The organism is Saccharothrix stipae (assembly GCF_054781895.1).
This window is the reverse complement of the sequence record NZ_BAAGTN010000010.1, coordinates 39,931-58,804: the sequence shown is the minus strand read 5'-3', so window position 1 is coordinate 58,804 and position 18,874 is coordinate 39,931. Positions and strand designations below refer to the sequence as shown.

Genomic DNA, 18,874 nt, shown 5'->3' with positions numbered 1-18,874 from the left:
GCATGGCGCACCGGGGTCCGTCGGCTGTGGAGATAGTGCTGTCGGAGGCTGAGCGGGTCGAGTTGTTGCGTCGTGCGGGTTCGGCGGACCGGCGCTCGGCGGAGCGTGCCCGGATCGTGTTGGCGTGCGCAGACGGGATGCCGAACGCGGGTGCGGCGCTGGCATTCGGGATCGCGGTCAAGACGGTGTCCAAGTGGCGCCGGAAGTTCGCCGTGGAGCGGATGGCCGGGCTTGAGGATGCGGGACCGATGGGTCGTCCCAAGGCCGAGCTGGTCCTGGACGAGGTCGAGCGTGCCCAACTGGTTCGGTGGGCGCGGCGTGCGAAGACGGCCCAGTTTCTGGCTTTGCGCGCGAGGATCGTGTTGCGGTGCGCGGAAAGCGTTGCCAACAAGCAGGTCGCGGCCGATCTCGGTGTCGACGAGTCCACCGTGAATCGTTGGCGCGCAAGGTTCGTCGCCGAGCGCCTGGCCGGTCTGCAGGACGAGCCCCGGCCGGGTCGTCCGCCGTCGATCCTGCTCGACCGGGTCGAGGACGTGATCGTGGCGACCCTGGAATCCGGCCCGGGCAAGGACACTCACTGGTCGCGGGCCTCGATGGCCGAACGCACGGGCCTGTCGAGGTCCACGATCGGACGGATCTGGAGGGAATTCGACCTCAAGCCGCATCTGCAGGACTCGTTCAAGCTGTCCACCGACCCGTTGTTCGTGGACAAGGTCGTCGATGTCGTCGGGCTCTACCACGATTCGCCGGAGCGGGCGGTGGTGTTGTGCGTGGACGAGAAGGCGCAGATCCAGGCGTTGGACCGGTCCCAGCCGGTGCTGCCGTTGATGCCGGGCACTCCCGAGCGGCGCACCCACGACTATCTGCGGCACGGCATCACCAGCCTGTTCGCCGCGTTCAACATCGCCGACGGCACGGTCATCGGCGAACTGCACCGCCGACACCGGGCCGTGGAGTTCAAGAAGTTCCCCGTCACGATCGACAAGGCCGTCCCGGCGGAGCTGGACGTGCACCTGGTGTGCGACAACTAGGCCACCCACAACACACCCGACATCAAAGCCTGGCTGCGCAAACACCCCCGGTTCCACCTGCACTTCACCCCGACCGGGTCCTCGTGGATGAACCAGGTCGAGCGGTGGTTCGGCCTGCTGACCGACAAACTCATCCGCCGCGGTGTGCACACCTCCGTGACCGCCCTGGAAAACGACATCACGGCATGGATCGACACCTGGAACGACAACCCGCGCCCCTTCACCTGGACCAAGACCGCCGACGAGATCCTCAACTCCCTCGCAAAGGTCACCGACCACCAGAAAACCCGCAAAACTAAAGCCTTGGATCTCCGGCGCACGACACTAGGTCATCGTCGACTTGCCCTGTCGTGGCACGTGGAGGCGACGAGGTGCGGTGAGGGCTTCGCTTCTTCACCGAGCCGTAGGGCCGTCCGTCGATCGTGCTACTCGCTTTGTGGATGTCGTCGGCCTACGCCAGGCAGTCGACCATGGCTGAGCTTCCCCCGATAACCCGAGGCGGGTTTTACCTGGCTGCGGTCGGTGCCGTCGGGATGGTAGCTGGCTGGGTCTGGGCGGCGTGCCAGGCGGCTTCGTACTCGTCGGGGCTGAGCCAGCCGAGGTCCTTCTGGATGCGCTCGGTGTTGTAGAACCCCTCGATATAGCGGAACAGGTCGTTCTCGGCCTCGTCGCGGGTGCGCCAGGAGCGGCGGTAGACCAACTCGATCTTCAGCGTGGAGAAGAAGTTCTCCATCAGGGCATTATCGTAGGAGTCGTCGACCGACCCCATGGAAGGCAGGACCCCGTTGTCCGCCAACCGTTCCGCGAAGCGGAACGCCGTGTAGGTCCTGGATTCAATTGGTCGTCGCAACACCGGATTGTCGGAGCGAGGATAGCTGATCGTTGAGGCTTCCGTAGAGAACCGGCTGCCGTTCGGACGAACACGCCGCCCTCGACGGAGCAGGCGGGGTGAGACCTCGTGACCGCTCCTGCTCCGCCGACCCCATCGCCGACGTCCAGGCTTGCCGAGGTTCGGCTGACCGGCGCGGCGGTGCTCATCGGCGACACTTCCGCGGCAACGACGCGTCGACCGAAAGGCACTTTTGTCCGACACGCGGTGTTGCCGTAGAAGCCCATCGCATCAAGAAGGCAACAGGCCAGTGACGCCACCATGTCAGGCCACCACCCATTGTGGACGGTGTGACACTGGAAGATCGTGTGTGCCAGGTTCTACGTGTGACACGTCCCCACAACGGGACGGGCGCCAACAAGATCATCGTGGTGACGAGGCGCGGGGATTCGACCCCCCGGTGGGGATGCATCCCACGCGTGGGGATTCAAGTCCCCCCTCGGACACGAGTACTATTCACATTGCCCACTGGCTTGATGATCACATCAGCCACGTGGGCATTGTTTTTGTAGCGGACTTGCAGGTCAAGTGCCCTGTAGAGGTCAGCCAGGCTCTCCACCTTGGCATCGTTGAGCACCGCTCGGACGTTACCCAGAGAGTCGATCATGGCGTGTACGTCTGCGGCCGTCAGAGTCTGCGGCGGTGGAGTGCCCTCCAGTTCAGCCTTGGCCGCCGCCCGCATGGCCTGAGCCTCATTCATGGGCTCTACCAACGCCATCGGGTCGATTCCCGCCTTGATCGCCGCTTGGAACCGGCTCAGTTCCTGTTCCGCCTTGGCCAACCGCTTCCGCGCCACCTCGTGGTTCGTGGGGGTCTCAGTCCCCTGTGAGGCAACCAATGCAGCCACGGTCCGGTCAACGTTCTTCGGCGCGAACAGCTGGCCGAGCCACTTGTTCACCGCCTCCTGAAGAACGTCCTCGCGGAGGTAGATCGTCGGTGGGTGGGTGCCCAGGTAGGGCGAACCGGTCGGAAGAGTCCTTGCAGGGCAGCGGTAGTACATGCCGCGTGCCCGCGGGCTTGCTTCCATCTTCCGTTCGCACACCGTGCACCGCACCCGACCACGGAACGCGTACGTCCGTTTCGTCGGCCGCTCCGAGCGTTCCGTCTTCCGGGCCGTCGCCAGCCCTGTGCCTGCCGAAAACCTCATCCATGCAGGTAGAAGACGCACGAAGCCCGATAACTCGAAGCGCTCGCGGGCACGGTTGTCATCCTGTCCTTGCCGAAAATGTCGTCCGTGCAGGTCAGGCGGCGTGGTGGTATTCGTTGAGGATGCCGCCCAGTCGTTGCCGTCGGCGGATGTCGAGTCGGGTGACCGCTGCTTGATCGGTGGCTGGCTGTGGTAGCGCATGTAGTGGTCGGGCGTTGGCGATGCCCTGGTGGGGTCGGTGGGTGTTGTAGAACCGCTCGTACTCGCGCAGGGCTTGGAGTAGGTGCGGTTGGTTCCAGATCAGCGTTCGGTCGAGGAGTTCACGGCGGCAACTGTGGATCCAGCGCTCCACGATCGCGTTCATCCGCGGAATGCGGACGCCGCTGAGGACGACCTGGACACCGGCGTCGGCGAGGACGGCGTCGAACAACGCCGGGAACTTGCCGTCCCGATCGCGGATCAGGAACCCTGCGGTGCTGCCCGCGTCTTCGAGGTCCATGACGAGGTTCCTGGCGGCTTGGGTGACCCAGGCTGCGGTCGGGTGTGCGGTGGCGCCGAGCACGCGGATCCGGCGGCTGGCGTGCTCGATCACGGCGAGTACATGTAGGCGGGCTCCGCTCAACGTGCGGGTCTCGAAGAAGTCGCAGGCCAGTAGCGCCTCGGCCTGTGAGCGGAGGAAGGCCGACCAGGTCGTCGAGGTGCGCTCGAGAGCCGGGGCTACCCCGGCGTCTTTGAGGATCTGTTAGACGGTGGAGGCGGCGACTGTGATGCCGAGAACGAGCAGCTCGCCATGGATGCGGCGGTAGCCCCAGCCGGGATTCTCGTGTGCCAGGCGCAGCACCAGGAGTCGGATCGAGCGGATGGTTCGTGGGCGGCCGGGACGCTTGGGACGGGATCTGGCTGCATGACGGCGGGCAAGGAGGTCTCGGTGCCGGCGCAGGACTGTTTCCGGGCGCACCAGTAATCGGAGCCGACGAAGCGTGCCGACCGGGAGTCGGTGCAGCAGTGCCGCGAGGAACGCGCGGTCGCCGGGGGAGAGCCGCGGCCGGGTCTGGCCCAGTTGGCGTTCCAGGACGGTGATCTGGTGCCGTAGCGCCAGGATCTCCGTGTCTTTATCCCGGTCGCTCATGGGCAGCAGTCGCAGTAGCGCGAACGCGTTGGTCATGCCCAGGTAGGCCAGTCGGAGCAGCACAGCCGGTCATCATGCCGCGTCAGCCGAGGGCGCTGCGGGCCTGCAGCCGCACCCAGGAGCACCTCGACCGCTCACGCTACGCACGGCTTCAACCTGCATGGATGGAGTTGTCGGCAGACACACCCTCAGGATTACGGTGGTTCTGAGTCGAGGGTGACGCCGGTCTGGGCGAGGGCCAGTGCGGCGGCGAACCGCTGGATCCGCAGCGGCGAGTCCGCCGCCTGGTAGAAATTCGTGGCCTGCACAGCCGCTGCCAGCGACAACTCCTCGAAGATTCACATCGCGGCTGTAGTGTCAAGGAGTTCTGCGCGACAACAGAGTTGCGTCATCGCAACCCGTCGAAAATCGCCGCGCCCGTGACCTTGTCGGTCAAATAAGGCACAACCGAATGCGCATTCGCGCCGTTGTGTACCAGCGTGTTACGGACCCGCTCCCCGAACTGCGGACGCAGGTCCTTGATCAGCGCTACGACGTCCTTCTTGTCGGCCACGTTCGTCCACATCAAGTCCTCGCTGCCGGGCCACGCCCCCGTTCCACCGGTGGGAGCCGGGTCGAGGCGGTCGAACACGAGGTTCGCGATGCCCAAAGGCGATCCCAACGTGACCAGGGCTCGCACCCCGTGGCCCGGCGTCGCGCAGAGCGCCTCGTAGGCCACCACCGTTCCCAAGGAGTGTGCCACCACCACCCGAGTCTCCTCGCCGAGGGCGCCGAGCACCCGTGCCCGCACGGCGGCCCGCACCTCGGGTTCGGTGAGGTAGCGGGCGACTTGCTTGAGGTCGAACACCAATGCTCGTAGCGCCACGTCGGCGAAGAACCGACTGTTCGACAGCTGCGTCAACGCCCGCTGCACCCATCCGGGCGTGGACGCCAGCGTGTCACCGTCTGGAGGAGCGACGCGCTCGTCCGCTTCGGCGGCTGCGGCCCACCACGCCGCAAGTAACTCCTGTTCCAAGCCCGGCGCCACGTCACCCGGACCGAGCATCGGGTCACCCACGCCCAGGAGCGACCCTCCAGGTCGGAACACATCCCCGTAGAACGCCATCGCCAAACTGGGTACCACGCCGCCGGGGTGAACCGCCGATTCACCGCTCACGGTCGCGGCGTAACGAGTGATTCCGTCCAGCAGAGCCGGTTCCCAGGACGTCAGCAGCGACCGCTCGCCCAGACTCTGTTGCCCGATACCGTGAACACACACCACTGACGCCACACAGCACCTCAGACCTTCGGCAAGTACGGGATCACATGGCATCGTGCAGGCCTGTTCCACCTGCGCCGTGCAGTTACCAGAGTCGATTTTCCGAACTGACGAGCTCCCGGACACAAAATATGACGATCGCTCGGGTAGTGTCCTGGCCGGTCGGCCGCAGCCAAAGTACCAGCGCTCGGTGGAGTCGGGACAGACGTTGGTAAGCTGGAGTAGCTGTGCATCGTGACCCTGATGCGCCGAGCCGCTCTCGGACCTCTGTCCAGCGAGGCGTCGAACTGATAGAGGTAGTTGGTGCCTTGCGAGGGTAGGTAACCGCCGTGAATAACGACTCGCCACCGGAGTCGGCGAACCGATGTGAGGTTTCCCGGTGCGCGACGGTATAAGGGCCTGCACGCCCGTTCCTTGCATGCCCTGTCCTGCGGTCGAGCGTGGTGTGCCGTGAATCCGCAGGATCCGCTGTACGCCGAGGGCAGACGCCTGCTGGTGGCGACAGCGGTCACACGGCACCGGCACCACCAACTGTGGGACCGGCCGACCTTGACCGCGGCCCGTCGAGACGTCATAGACCTGTTCACCACCCGCCTCGGATACCGGCACCTGTCGGATCTCGGTGTTGACCCGACCAGGGACGAACTCGCGGCAGGGTTGCGGGACGTGTGCTCCCCGAGGGCTCCCGATTCGCTCAACGAGCGGGACATGCTGGCCGTCTACATCACGTGTCACGGGCATGTGCTGGAAGAGACCGGCGAGCACGTTCTGATCACGTCTGACACCCATCCGGACGATCTCGGCGACGCGTTGTCCACCGCGGACCTCACGGCGAAGCTCCTCCGCGGCACCCGGGTGCGGCGGCTGCTGCTCATGCTCGACACCTGCCATTCCGGTCGAGGCGGCAACGAGATCGCGGCCCGGGCACTGAGCCTGCTGACTGACACCTGGGGACGAGAACCTGGGGCGGGAATGGTGGTGATCGCCTCTTCGCAGCCGAACGAGGAAGCCGTGGCCGGGATGTTCCCGAGGCTGCTGCGCGACGCCATCGACGCGGTGGCTGTGGCGGGCCACGGCCCTGCGACCCTGGACACTCAGGTCCTCGTCGAGCAGATGAACAAGCACGTGAACCGACCAGGGCACCAGCGGATCGGGATCGCGAAGGTCGGGATGACCGGTGCGGAACCGCCGTTCCTGGTCAATCCGCGGCACGATAACGAACTCGACGGCGTCGACCTGGTGGCTCAGAGGGTGGCCGAGTGGCGTGCCACAGCCGACAAACAGGAGATCGCATTCCGGGATGACGTGCTGCGCCGTGCTATGGGCAGCCACGACGCACCTGACGGGGGGTGGTGGTTCACCGGGCGTCGTGATGCTCTCCGCGACCTATCCGCCTGGCTGAACCTCCCTGACGCGTCCGAACCGTTGCGGGTGGTCACGGGCGCACCCGGATCAGGCAAGTCCGCTGTCCTCGGCATGCTGGCCGCGCTGTCCGACCCCGACCGGCGTCCATCGGTGCCTGTCGGAACCCTGGGCCTTCCGGTCGAGTCGCTGCCCTCTCGCGGAGCGGTCGACGTGCGGCTCACTGCCCGCGGCCTGACGTCCGGGCAGGTCCTGCACGCCGTGGCGTCGGCCGCCCGTGTGCACGCCTCGACAACAGATGAGCTGCTGAAGGCTCTGACAAGCCGGACGGTGCCGTTCACCGTCTTGTTGGACGGCTTGGACGAAGCCGCCGCACCCCTGGACCTCGCGAGTGGGCTGCTGGCCTCGCTCATCAAGTCCGCCCAGGGTCGGATCCGCTTCCTTGTGGGAACCCGCCCGCACCTCCTACCCGTTCTGGTCACCGACTTGAGCCGCGCCGACGAGCGGCTGGTGACCGACCTGGACGCACCCCGGTACGCCGACCGCCCCGCGCTGACCGCGTACGCCATCCGGAACCTGCTCGGTGCCACCGTCGACAGCGCCTACCGGGAGCTGCCACGCCGCCACCTCGTCAAGGTGGCGGAGGCCGTCGCCGAAGCGGCCGGGACGTCGTTCCTCGTCGCCCGGATCACCGCTACAACCCTCTCCACCCAGCCTCCGGTCGCCGACCCCGGCGACCGCGTATGGCAGGCGTCCCTGCCGAGCCTGCCCGGCGACGCCATGCGCCGCGACTTGGAAGCCCGCCTCGGCGCCGATGTCCTACGCGCCCGAGACCTCCTCGTCCCCTTGGCCTATGCCGAAGGCCAAGGCCTGCCGTGGGAGGACATCTGGGCTTCCCTGGCCACCCGCATCTCCGGGCGCGACTACACCGACGACGACATCGTGTGGCTACGCCACAATGCGGGCTCCTACATCGTGGAGAACACCGATCACGACCGCTCCGCCTACCGGCTCTACCACCAAGCCCTCGCCGAGCACCTCCGCGAGGACACCGACGCGCACCGCGTTCACGATGCCTTCACCACCGTCCTGCGCGAGCGCATCCCCCTCAGCCCCGAAGCCCGGATGGACTGGACGCGTGCCAGTCCTTACGCACTCACACACCTGGCGACGCACGCCGCGGCGGCCGGGCGGATCGACGAACTCGTTCTCGACGCCGAGTACCTCGTACACGCCGACCCGGACACGCTCCTGCCGGTGCTCCACCACACGGTCACCCCGACCGCGACCTCCGTCAGCGCCGTCTACCGAACGACGCTGCACCGCTCGCTCACCCAGGCACAACGCCGACTCGTGCTGTCGGTCGACGCGCTCCGGTTCGGCGACAGCACCCTGTCTCGGACGTTCGGACGTACCCACCCCTGGCGCCCGCGATGGGCAACCGGACACCAGACCAGCACCCACTTGCGGGCCACCCTCACCGGGCACACCGGTTCGGTCCGGGCCGTGGCCTGTTTCGACATGGATGGCCGCAGCCATGCCGTCACCGCCGGCAACGACCGGACGATCCGGGTGTGGGACCTCGCCGACGGCGTGTTGCGCTCGGTCGTCCCCTACCCGACCAGACCTGTCCACGCGATCGCCTGCATCGCTGTCGACGGCCGGCCCCATGCGGTCATCGTCGGCAACGACAGAGACATCGCCGTCTGGGACCTGGCCGACAACGCCCTGCGCGCGACCCTCACCAGCTATCGCAAGCCGGTTCTCGCTGTGGCGTGCACCATCGTCGACGGACTCCCGCACGCGCTCACCGCCACCGGCGGCATGCACATCCAGATCTGGAACCTGACCGACGGATCGCTCCGCAGGACTATCAACGACGCGGCGCTCCTGGCCCGGTCGCTCGCGGTCCTCACGGTGGACGGCCGCCCGCACGTCGTCACGACCGGGCGCGGAAACAGCGTCCAACTCTGGCGCCTCACCGACGGCGAACTGGTCAGCTACGCCGAAGTCGGTGGCCCGTCCCCGGTGCAGACCGTCACCTCCACCGTCGTTGACGGCCGCCCGCGTGTCGTCCTCTGCACCGCTGACCACACCGTATATTCGTGGGACCTCGCTTCCGCCGATGTCCAGCGCGAGTCGGGTGTCCAGTCCGCATCCCTGGTGAAGTCGGCGTCCAGCGTCATCATCAACCGGCAGCCTCACCTCATCACCAGCGGCACCGACCACACCGTCAGTGTCTGGAACTCCCAAACCTCTCGCAGTCACCCCCAAGCCACCTTGACCGGCCACACCGGAACCGTCCGCGCGGTCGACTGCACCACGATCGATGGTCACCCGCACGCTGTGACCGCGGGAGACGACGGCACCGCACGGCTCTGGAACCTGACGCTCCCCATCACCCCGTCCAGCCCGAGGAGCCCGGCCAAAGCCGGGTCGGACGTGACAGCCTTCGCCCCTGTACCCGTCGACGGACAGAACATGCTGGTGGTCAGCCGCCAAGACGGGACGTTCGGAATGCGGCACCTCGCCGACGGCACCACGCGGTCCTGGCCACCCGGTCACACCGGTCCTGCCGGTCAGATCCGCGCCCTAGCGGTCACCTCGATCAACGGACAACCGCACGCGATTGTGGCCAGCGGCGACGCGAAAGCCACCGCGTGGAACCTCACGAACGGCAGTTGGCACCTCACCCTTGCCGGGCAGGCCGCTCCCCTGCGGGCACTCGCCTGCACCACTCTCGACGGCCACCCGCACGTTCTCACCGGTGGCGACGACAGAAAGATTCGGCTATGGAACCTGACGGACCGGATGTGCCGGGCTGTGCTCTCCGGTCACACAAAACCGGTCCACGCCATTACCTGCACGACGATCGACGGCCGACCGCATGCCGTCACCGGCTCCGACGACCGCACCGTGCGCGTCTGGGACCTGCACGGCAATTCCCCCGGACAAGTGCTCGGCCAACTTCCAGGACCGGTCCGAGCCGTGTCGTGCACGCTCGTCCACGGCCAGCCGCATGTCCTAGCGGCCGGTGCCGACCGGACCATCCATGTGTGGAACCTCGCCGACCAGACCCTGTCCGCGACGCTTGCCGGTCACACCAAAGCCGTACGCGCCATCGCCTGCACCGTCATCGACGGCACACCTCATGCCATCACGGCCGGCAACGATAACACCGTACGGGTGTGGAACCTCCACGACCACACCGGCGAAGTCCTCCTCCAACAGAACGGCCTCCGCAACGTTCAGGTCGGCCCCGCCGGCGAAATCGTCATCAGCGCGGGATGGGACCTAACCGTGCTCGAGGCAGCCACACGCGAGCTTGACCACTGACGACGGCGCCGGGAGGACGGTAAATCGCTCCTCTGTCTGACAAGCGGAGATTGGATGGCGTCGATGCGCAGGGCGCGGTAGACGACCTCGGAGAGGCGCCGTTGAGCACGCGGAGGACTTCAAATCCGCCCGGTCGGCGAACATGGACGCCCGTGAGCGGGCCGAGTCGACCGCGAGGATATTCCGTGCTGGCACGGTGACTTCGAGGTCGGTGACTGGCGGTAGCTCGAGGCCGCGCGTATCGGGAACTGAGAGGCCGGTGAGGCGGTGTTGGGCAGACCCGCGGCATGGCGGGGCCCTGACCGCTTTCGGTCAGTGTTCGAGCCACCGACATCTGTGCCCAGTCCTGTGCTCGGGTGTCGGTGATCGAGGAGATGGTGTCGATTTGGGTGGTCGAGGTGTCCGGTTTTCGCCAGTGCCGTGACAACCTCGCGCAACGCCTGGTCACGGCGGTCGTTCGGCAGTGACTGGGCCGTCGTGATGGCACGGTGATGGAGTCCGAGGCGTGTCCACACCGCAGGTGTGGGCCGGTGGGCACGTGGGCGTTGCGATCGATGAGGTGGTCCCAATGCACAGCCAGCCGGATGACCGGGCACAGCTCGGTGGCGCCCGCGGTGGCAGTGGCGTGGGCGTGCGGGGTGCTGATGATCCGTCCGAGGGCGATGCGGTCTCCGCCGGTGAGTGGCAGCAGGCGGTCATGACGGCGTCTGTCGGTGCCCAGGGCTGTAGCGCAGTCGAGGTCGCCGGTGTTCAGCAGCATGGTGTGGTAGCCGCGCAGCAAGTACTCCGGAGTGTCGGCCGGCCAGCCACGATGCCGGTGGCGGTCCGCCCAGGCGCGGATGCCATCGCGATGGGCGGCCAGCTGCGTCGGGCCGAGCATGTCGACGGCGGTGACCTGGAGCTGTTAGTGATCAGTTCAGAATGAGTCGGCGTGTCTTCTTTGCCTGCAACACAGGGTGTTCCAAGATCTTCCCGTGCGTGAGGAGGTCTTGACCGACGAGCTGTGGGCGCGTCTGGAACCGCTGATCCCGGTGCGTCCGAGGCGTTTCCGTCATCCCGGCCGCAAGCGCGCGGACGATCGCGCCGCGTTGGAGGGCATTCTGTACGCGGTGCGTACCGGTATCGGCTGGAACCGGCTGCCCACCGCCCTGTTCGGCGCCTCGGGCGCTACCTGCTGGCGACGGCTGACCGAGTGGCACGAGGCCGGCGTCTGGCAGCAGCTGCACGAACGCCTGCTCGCCGAGCTGCGGGCGGCCGGTCTGCTGGACCTGTCCGCGGCGCTGGTCGACTCTACCCACCTGCGCGCTCTCAAAGGGGGGACCACACGGGGCCGAGCCCGGTCGACCGACGCAAGCCCGGCTCCAAGCACCACCTGATCACCGACGCCACCGGCATCCCGCTCGCCGTCACGCTCACCGGCGGCAACCGCAACGACGTCACCCAACTGATCCCGCTCATCGACGCCACCCCACCGATCCGCGGCGTGGTCGGCAAACCACGACGTCGACCTCGCCGGCTCTACGCCGACCGAGGCTACGACCACGACAAGTACCGTCGCCTGGTCCGAGCCCGCGGCATCACACCAGTCATCGCCCGACGCGGCGTCGACCACGGCTCCGGCCCGGGCAAGGTCCGCTGGCCGGTCGAACGCACCTTCGCCTGGATCAAAGGCTTCCGACGACTCCGCGTCCGCACCGAACGACGGGCCGATGTCCACCAGGCCATCCTCAGCTTGGCCTGCTCGATCATCTGCCTCCGCAAACTCATTCTGAACTGATCACTAAGCCGCCGCAACCACCACGGCCACAAGGAGCGCCGTGGCGCCGGTGAACACGATTAGGCCAGGCCTAGTCGGCGCGCAGCGCACCGTGCAGCCGGTAGAACCGGCCGCGGGTGGGGCGGACGCCGGGTGTTTCGAGGCTGATGCGGTAGATCTCGTCCAGTTTGGCGTTGTCCATCGCTCGGGCGTGGGCTTCTGGTGACGTCCACTCCGCGTAGTTCAGCACGCGCGTGCCGTCCGCGCTGGGGTGGAAGTGGGAGGACAGGGCGCCGGGGAACGGCTCGATGCCGGAGACGGCGTCGACCAGGGCATCGACGATGTGGTGCTGCCGTTCCGGGCCGTCCACGTCGAAGCCGGCGGTGATCACACAACCGGGCACCTCGCGGCCCTTGTTGTCGTCCAGGCTGCGGAACACCCGGTAGCGGACGCCGTCGGCCAGGTGCCAGTCCGCGTCGTCGGTCCACTGCGAGTAGGCGAGCAGCGCCTCGCCTTCGAGGCTGGTGAGCACGTTCAGCGACGGCAGTCCCCTCGGCCACGGCGCGCTCGACCACTCGGCCAGCACCGACTCGGCCGCCTCGCGCTGCCGCTCGGCGCTTCCCGCGTACACCGGGTTGATCACGACCACCCCGGCATCGGGTCGGGCGACATCGGGCAGGCGGTGCGTGACGTCGGTCAAGGTCCACCTCCGGGGTATCGGAACACGGACGGATCGCATTGTGGGCACCGGCCCGGTGTTGATCAACCGACTTGCCGACGGCCGCTTGGCGGGCGCACACGGGTGAACCGCCCCGGCCGGGGCCTGTCGCGGCCCCGGCCGGCGGCGGGCTCACATCAGGGGGTAGACCCAGACGGGCGAGTCGACCGAGCACTTGAACTCCAGGCTGGTCAACCAGGACGGGGTGTAGGTGATGTCCGCCCACGTGGTGAACGTGTTGTACCAGTACTGCGGGACGCCGTCCTGGAACCAGCGCCACTCGACGAAGACGCCGGGGTTCACCACGTAGCGCTCGGCGTGCGGGATGCCGAACGGGTGCACCCACAGCCTGACCTGGGTCCACTGGCCCGCGTAGCAGCGCGAGCTGTGCACGGGGTCGGGCATCTCCGCCTGGGTGCGGGTCCCGGTCGTGCCCGCCGTGGAGGGCTGCGCGATCGCCAGACCGAGCCCGAAGACCAGGGCGAGTGACAGGAACAGGACGCTCAGGCGTTTTCCGGGTGATTTCACGGGTTGTCCTTTCGTTGCGGAGGTGACGGGATCAGCGGAATCGGCACACGGCGGATTCGGCGCCGAAGAAAAGGCCGTTCGGGTCGTTCGGCGGAGAGCTGCCGAGCAACCGCGCCGTCGCGCAGGTGCCGACGGACGCGTTGTCGAGCCACGCGTGCGTTTCCCACTGGCGGTCGCCGTTCATGACCTGAGCCGGGAACACACCCGATTCACCGCGGTTGGTTTCCCACACCACACCGGCCTGAACGGGGTCGAGCGGGCCCCCGAAGTGCGTGTAACGGGTGCGGATGCTGTTGTAGTTGCCGAAGATGTCGTGGTCGAGTTTCACGCAGAAGACGTCCCGGCCCAGGCGGTCCACCGGAACGCAGTGGTATTCGTCGGCCGGCGCGCGGCGTTCGGCGGCCCGCGCGTTGTCCTCGCGTGCCTGCGCCCTGATGTCCGGCGTCACGCAGACGTCGTCGCCTTCGAACGCTTCCCGCCACACGAAACCTTCGACGCACGTGTGCGGCCCGAACGGGCCGTTCCTCCAACGACTCGGGGCCGCCGCGTTGTCCGCCCAGGTCCGGTCCCGCGTCGCGGGCGTCACGCACACGTGGTCGGAGGGCTTCGCCTCCCGCCACACGAAGCCGTGGGCGCACGAGTCCACACCCCACTGCACATCGGCGTGCGCGGGCAGGCCGAGCCCGAGCAGCACCGAGCAGAGCACTACGACCAGAGCCGCCGCTCGTCGAACGGATCTTTTCACGGATTCCTCCCATCGGTCACCGGAACGCGTCGACCGCAGGAATGCGGTCGGTGCGGCGCCCCGCTCCTCGCATCGTGTTGCGGATTGGTCGGTTCCGGTGATTTCCCGGATACGGGATGCCGGGCGCACACGGCGCTGCCACGATGGCCGGCGTGGACGGAAGAACGGTCGACCCGGACCGGGCCGCGGACCAGGCCGAGTTCCGGGGTCTGCTGCGCGAGCTGATGCAGGTGTCGGGACACGGTTCACTGAACCAGTTGCAGATCGCCGCGCAACGCAATGGCGTGCACCTGCCGGTGTCGACCGCGGACCGGGCGCTCAACGCGGACCGGTTGCCCACGGCCGACTTCGTCCGACGATTCGTGCGCGCCTGCGGGCGTGACCCGGAACCGTGGATCGCGGCCCGGGAGAAGATCGCGGACCGGAAATACGCAAGGACACCGCGGCCGGCGCCGGGAACGACCACCGTCCCGTGCCCCTATCCGGGCCTTTCGGCGTTCGACGTGGACCAGGAGAAATGGTTCCACGGTCGGGAGGCCGTCATCACGGAACTGCTCCGGCAGCTCACGTTCCGGCTTTCCGGCGGCGGCCCGTTGGCGGTCGTGGCGCCCTCGGGGACCGGGAAGTCGTCACTGCTGCGCGCCGGGCTCGTGCCCGCGGTGGCGCGAGGCGCTTTCCCCGGCTCCGAGGACTGGCCGGCCGTGGTGTGCACACCCACCGCCCACCCCGCGGCGGAACTCGCGCGCCGCCTCTCCGACGTGACCGCCGAGCGCTACCTGCTCGTGGTCGACCAGTTCGAGGAGACCTTCACGCTGTGCGCGGACCACGGCGAGCGGGCCGCGTTCGTCGCCGACCTGTGCGCACGCGCGGACGCGGGCGCGGTCGTCGTGCTGGGGCTGCGCGCCGACTTCTACGGCCACTGCGCCGGGTACCCCGAACTCGTGCGGTCGGTGCGCGGCGGACAGGTCCTGCTCGGCGCCATGACCGCCGACGAGTTGCGCGACGCCATCGGCAGACCGGCCGACGCGGCGGGTCTGCGGCTCGAACCCGGGCTCGCCGACGTCCTGCTGGCCGATCTCGGGGTGCGGGACGGCGTCGGGTACGAGCCGGGCGCGCTGCCGCTGCTTGCCCACGCCTTGTTCGTCACCTGGCAGCACCGGCGGGAACGGGTGTTGACCATCGAGGGCTACCGGCGCGCCGGTGGCATCGACGGCGCGATCGCCACCACCGCCGAACACGCCTACCTGGGTCTGGACGAACCGGGCCGCGACATCGCGCGCCGGCTCCTGCTGCGCCTGGTCGTCGTGGGGGACGGCAGCGACGACACTCGCCGCGGCGTCGACCGCGAAGCCCTGGTGTCCGAGACCGCCGACCCCGAACTCGCGTCGGCCGTGGTGGAGACGCTCACCCGTGCGCGGCTGCTCACCCAGGACGAACGGGTCGTGGAGATGACGCACGAGGCGCTGCTGCGCTGCTGGCCGCGGCTGCGGACGTGGATCGACGACGGCCGGGCGGCGCTCGTGGTGCGGCAACGGCTCGCCGACGCCGCCGACGCCTGGCGGCGGGAAGGGCGGCCGCCGGACAGCCTCCACCGAGGGCCTCGGCTCGCGGCCGTGCGCGAGTGGGTCGACCCCGGCGATCCCGACCTGCCGGTGTCGTCGCGGGAGTTCCTGGCCGCCTCCGTCGAGCACGAGCAGGCCGAACGCGCCGCCGTCCGCCGCCGCACCCGCCGGCTGCGGCAGTTCGCCGGTGCGCTCGCCGCGCTGGTCGTACTCGCCGCGACGGCCACGGTCTTCGCGGTGCGTTCGGAGCAGGATGCCACTCGGCAGCGCAACGAGGCGCTGGCCCGCGGCGCGGCGGCCGAGGCCACCGCCATCCGCGCGGCCAACCCCGCGCTCGCCGCCCAACTCGGCCTGGCCGCATACCGGGTCGCGGCCGGCCCGGAGTCCCGCGGCAGCCTGCTGAGCACTTCCGCGAACCCCTACGCGGCGAGGATCACCGGCCACCGGAACTTCGTCTTCGACGTCCGGTTCAGCCCGGACGGCGCGACGCTGGCCACCGCGAGCGGTGACCGGACGGTGCGGCTGTGGGACGCGCGCGACCCGTTCCGACCCGTCGAGACGGCGGTGCTCGACGGTCACGAGGACAACGTGCTGGGCACCGCGTTCACGCCGGACGGCACGCTGCTGCTCACCTGCGGCGCCGATCGGACGGTGCGGCTGTGGGACGTGGCGACCCGCCGGTCGCTCGCGGTGCTCGCCGGTCACACCGAGGCCGTGCGCGACATCGCGATCAGCCCGGACGGCCGGGTCGTCGCGTCGGCGTCCTACGACGGAACGGTCCGGTTGTGGGACCTGTCGTCCCGTGCCGGGATCGCAGTGCTGACCGGCCACGCGGGCGGCGTGGGCGCGGTCGCGTTCAGCCCGGACGCCACCCTCCTCGCGACCGGCGGCAACGACGGTTTGGTCCGGCTGTGGGACGTCGCCACCCGCCGTGAGACCGCCGTGCTGACCGACCACGGCGCACCGGTGCTGTCGGTCGCGTTCAGCCCGGACGGGCGGACGCTGGCCAGCGGCGCGTTCGACAACACGGTGCGGCTCTGGAACGTCACGGGACGGCCCACGGCGGTGCTCGACGGTCACGCCAACGGTGTGATCGCGCTGGCTTTCAGCCCGGACGGCACCACCCTGGCCACCGGCGGCTACGACATGTCGATCCGCCTGTGGCACCTGGCGGACGGCTCACCGCTGCTGACGCTGACCGGGCACAGCGAAACGGTGTACTCGCTGGCGTTCAGCCCCGACGGCCGCACCCTGGCCAGCAGCAGCCGGGACAACACGGCGAAACTGTGGGCGTTAGGCGGAGCGATGCTGACCGGGCCGGTCACCGGGTTCCTGTCGGTGGCGCACCGCCCGGACGGCCGGGTGCTGGCCAGCGGGGGCATCAAGGACATCGGGCTGTGGGACGTCGGCGACCCCCGGCGGCCCCGGCTGCTCGGTGTCGGACGCGGTCACACCGACGGGGTGCACGGCCTGGCCTTCAGCGCGGACGGCCGCACGCTGGCGACCTCCAGCCTGGACTACACCGCACGGCTGTGGGACGTCGCGGATCCCGCCGCGCCACGCGAAATCGCCGTGCTGAGGGGGCACACCGACAACGTGACGTCGGTGGCGTTGAGCCCGGACGGCCGGACGTTGGCGACCGCCGGCGCGGACGCGAGCCTGCGCCTGTGGGACGTGCCCACGCGGCGGGAACTGGCGGCGGTCCCGCTGACCGCCGACGTCACGTCCGTCGTGTTCACCCCGGACGGGCGCCGGCTGGTCAGCGGAGGGGACGACCGACTGGTGCGGCTGTGGGACGTCACCGATCCCGGCCGGCCCCGGGAAGAGGCCGTGTTCACCGGGCACACCGACGGCGTGCGGGCGGTGGCCGTGACCTCGGACGGCTCGCTGGTGGCGAGCGGGGGCTACGACCGCACCGCTCGGGTGTGGGACCTGGCTTCGGGGCGGGAGACCGCCGTGTTCACCGGGCACACCGACCGGGTGGTGGGGGTGGCGTTCAGCCCGGACGGCCGCACCCTGGCGACCGCCGCGTTCGACCGGACCGCACGACTGTGGGACGTGCCGACCCGGACCCCTTCGGCCGTCCTGTCCGGTCACGCCGAGCGCCTGTTCGCGGTGGCGTTCAGCCCGGACGGGCGCACGGTAGCCACGGCGGGCGCGGATCGCACGGCCCGGCTGTGGGACGTGGACCCGGTGTCGGCCGCCGCACTGACCTGCGCCCGTGCCCACCCGAGGCTGACGGAGGAGGAGTGGCGCAGGTTCTTCCCGGACCTGCGGTTCGAACAGCCGTGCTGACCGGGACGAGCGGTGATGACGCGACGCACGTACCGTTGCTAGGGGATCTGCGATTCGAACAGGGTGCGATCAGTGTGACGGAAAGGTGGTATCGGGCGACTGACGCAAATTGCTGTCCGACCGGCGAAGCGAGGGCCACCTGGCGACTGGTCAATGGTGGACTGGCCCCCGATCCGCCCGTGCAGATTTCGTGACAGTATTCCGATTGTTATGTTATGTTGTGCTTGCTGGAACTGCCGTCCGGTAGGTCAGGTGACGTGGTGCTCGTTGGGAATGCCGCCCGGTAGCTGCGGTCGGCAGCTGGTTTCGCTTGGTTGTGGGCACGAGCCCGCCCCGAGACCGGCTTCGCCACTGACTCGCCCATCCGAAGCTGGACCGATTACCCGACCAAGGTTGCGTGACGCAGTACCAGTAATTTCAGAACCAGTTCTGCGCATTTTCTGACGGCTGGGAACTTTTGCCGTGACGTCGTTTTTCAGGGCGATCACGGAGGTGTGCACGCTGCGGCGGATGAGTTTGTCGGTCAGAAGGCCGAACCATTCGTCATCGACACCGTCAGGGCGGCGTTCATCGCGACGGCGCCGTTGTGCTTGCCGAAAAAGCGATCCGCACAGGTCAGGCGGCGTGGTGGTACTCGCTGAGGATGCCACCGAGTCGCTGCCGTCAGCGGATGTCGAGTTGGGCGCCCTCTGTTTGATCGGCGGCGGTTGTGACAGCGCGCGTAGTGGTCGACGGAACTGCGCGCGTCTTCGAGGTCCATAGCGAGGTTCTTCGCGGCCTGGGCGACCCAGGAGGCCGCCCAAGGTGACTGTCTCGAAGAAGTCGCAGGCCAGCAGTGTGGCGGTCTGGGAGCGGAGGAAGTTCGACCAGGTCGTCGAGGTGCGCTGAGCCGCCGGATCGATCCCGGCGTCCTTAAGGATCTGCCCCACGGTGGACGCGGCGACCTTGATGCCGAGCACGAGCAGTTCTCCGTGGATACGCCGGTAGCCCCAGGCGGGGTTCTCCCGGTCGGTGCAGCAGTGCCGTGAGGAATGCCCGGTCGCCGGGAGAGAACCGCAGGCGGGCGTTGCCCAGTTGGCGTTCCAGGACGGTGATTTGGTGGCGCAGCGCCAGGATCT

At 68.5% G+C, this 18,874-nt stretch carries 14 protein-coding genes and 2 pseudogenes; 5 read left to right on the top strand and 11 right to left on the bottom strand.

The genetic code is table 11. From position 1 onward, the window contains the following. Positions 1-2: 2 nt before the first annotated feature. Positions 3-1,298: pseudogene (locus tag ACYVLT_RS26100) on the top strand (IS630 family transposase); the annotation flags it as partial. A 238-nt stretch (positions 1,299-1,536) separates the two neighbouring features. On the opposite strand, the gene ACYVLT_RS26095 reads toward ACYVLT_RS26100, so the two are convergent. The 7 genes and pseudogenes from ACYVLT_RS26095 to ACYVLT_RS26065 all read right to left on the bottom strand — a co-directional run bounded on the left by ACYVLT_RS26095 (position 1,537) and on the right by ACYVLT_RS26065 (position 5,466). Continuing rightward, positions 1,537-1,884, bottom strand: coding sequence for a transposase (locus tag ACYVLT_RS26095; RefSeq protein WP_461122841.1), 348 nt, complete (start codon positions 1,882-1,884; stop codon positions 1,537-1,539). A 463-nt stretch (positions 1,885-2,347) separates the two neighbouring features. Next, positions 2,348-2,818, bottom strand: a complete 471-nt coding sequence (locus tag ACYVLT_RS26090; RefSeq protein WP_461122867.1) for a hypothetical protein — start codon at positions 2,816-2,818, stop codon at positions 2,348-2,350. A 6-nt stretch (positions 2,819-2,824) separates the two neighbouring features. Continuing rightward, positions 2,825-3,067, bottom strand: a pseudogene (locus ACYVLT_RS26085) (recombinase zinc beta ribbon domain-containing protein); the annotation flags it as partial. A 94-nt stretch (positions 3,068-3,161) separates the two neighbouring features. After that, the gene (locus ACYVLT_RS26080) at positions 3,162-3,659 is read right to left on the bottom strand and encodes an integrase core domain-containing protein (protein WP_461122840.1); all 498 of its coding nucleotides are present in this window, start codon (positions 3,657-3,659) and stop codon (positions 3,162-3,164) included. A 150-nt stretch (positions 3,660-3,809) separates the two neighbouring features. Continuing rightward, positions 3,810-4,259, bottom strand: coding sequence for a helix-turn-helix domain-containing protein (locus tag ACYVLT_RS26075; RefSeq protein ID WP_461122839.1), 450 nt, complete (start codon positions 4,257-4,259; stop codon positions 3,810-3,812). Between the two features lie 131 nt (positions 4,260-4,390). Then, positions 4,391-4,522 (bottom strand): hypothetical protein, encoded by a 132-nt coding sequence (locus ACYVLT_RS26070; RefSeq protein ID WP_461122838.1) that lies wholly within the window; start codon positions 4,520-4,522, stop codon positions 4,391-4,393. Between the two features lie 62 nt (positions 4,523-4,584). Then, entirely contained in the window at positions 4,585-5,466 is an 882-nt protein-coding gene (locus tag ACYVLT_RS26065; protein ID WP_461122837.1) for a lipase family protein, read from the bottom strand. Between the two features lie 438 nt (positions 5,467-5,904). On the opposite strand from ACYVLT_RS26065, the gene ACYVLT_RS26060 reads away from it, so the two are divergent. The 3 genes from ACYVLT_RS26060 to ACYVLT_RS26050 all read left to right on the top strand — a co-directional run bounded on the left by ACYVLT_RS26060 (position 5,905) and on the right by ACYVLT_RS26050 (position 11,929). Next, positions 5,905-10,152, top strand: coding sequence for a hypothetical protein (locus ACYVLT_RS26060; protein ID WP_461122836.1), 4,248 nt, complete (start codon positions 5,905-5,907; stop codon positions 10,150-10,152). Between the two features lie 505 nt (positions 10,153-10,657). Continuing rightward, a complete protein-coding gene (locus tag ACYVLT_RS26055) occupies positions 10,658-11,077 on the top strand; it encodes a hypothetical protein (RefSeq protein WP_461122835.1) in 420 nt (139 codons plus the stop codon). 49 nt (positions 11,078-11,126) lie between these two features. After that, positions 11,127-11,929, top strand: a protein-coding gene (locus ACYVLT_RS26050) for an IS5 family transposase (protein ID WP_461122834.1) whose coding sequence is annotated in 2 segments (ribosomal slippage) — positions 11,127-11,472 and positions 11,472-11,929 — 804 coding nt in all. Because the reading frame shifts where the segments join, the coding sequence is not laid out codon by codon here. 70 nt (positions 11,930-11,999) lie between these two features. On the opposite strand, the gene ACYVLT_RS26045 is transcribed toward ACYVLT_RS26050, so the two are convergent. From ACYVLT_RS26045 to ACYVLT_RS26035, 3 genes are all read right to left on the bottom strand, one after another. Continuing rightward, positions 12,000-12,608, bottom strand: a complete 609-nt coding sequence (locus tag ACYVLT_RS26045; protein ID WP_461122833.1) for an antibiotic biosynthesis monooxygenase — start codon at positions 12,606-12,608, stop codon at positions 12,000-12,002. 150 nt (positions 12,609-12,758) lie between these two features. Further along, positions 12,759-13,154: a hypothetical protein gene (locus tag ACYVLT_RS26040; RefSeq protein ID WP_461122832.1), complete on the bottom strand. Its 396-nt coding sequence runs from the start codon at positions 13,152-13,154 to the stop codon at positions 12,759-12,761. A 31-nt stretch (positions 13,155-13,185) separates the two neighbouring features. Continuing rightward, entirely contained in the window at positions 13,186-13,638 is a 453-nt protein-coding gene (locus tag ACYVLT_RS26035; protein ID WP_461122831.1) for a hypothetical protein, read from the bottom strand. A 413-nt stretch (positions 13,639-14,051) separates the two neighbouring features. Here ACYVLT_RS26035 and ACYVLT_RS26030 point away from each other — a divergent pair, with 413 nt between their 5' ends. Next, positions 14,052-17,756 (top strand): nSTAND1 domain-containing NTPase, encoded by a 3,705-nt coding sequence (locus ACYVLT_RS26030; RefSeq protein WP_461122830.1) that lies wholly within the window; start codon positions 14,052-14,054, stop codon positions 17,754-17,756. 248 nt (positions 17,757-18,004) lie between these two features. Here ACYVLT_RS26030 and ACYVLT_RS26025 read toward each other — a convergent pair whose 3' ends face one another. Then, the gene (locus ACYVLT_RS26025; protein WP_461122829.1) at positions 18,005-18,715 is read right to left on the bottom strand and encodes a hypothetical protein; all 711 of its coding nucleotides are present in this window, start codon (positions 18,713-18,715) and stop codon (positions 18,005-18,007) included. Positions 18,716-18,874 lie beyond the last annotated feature (159 nt).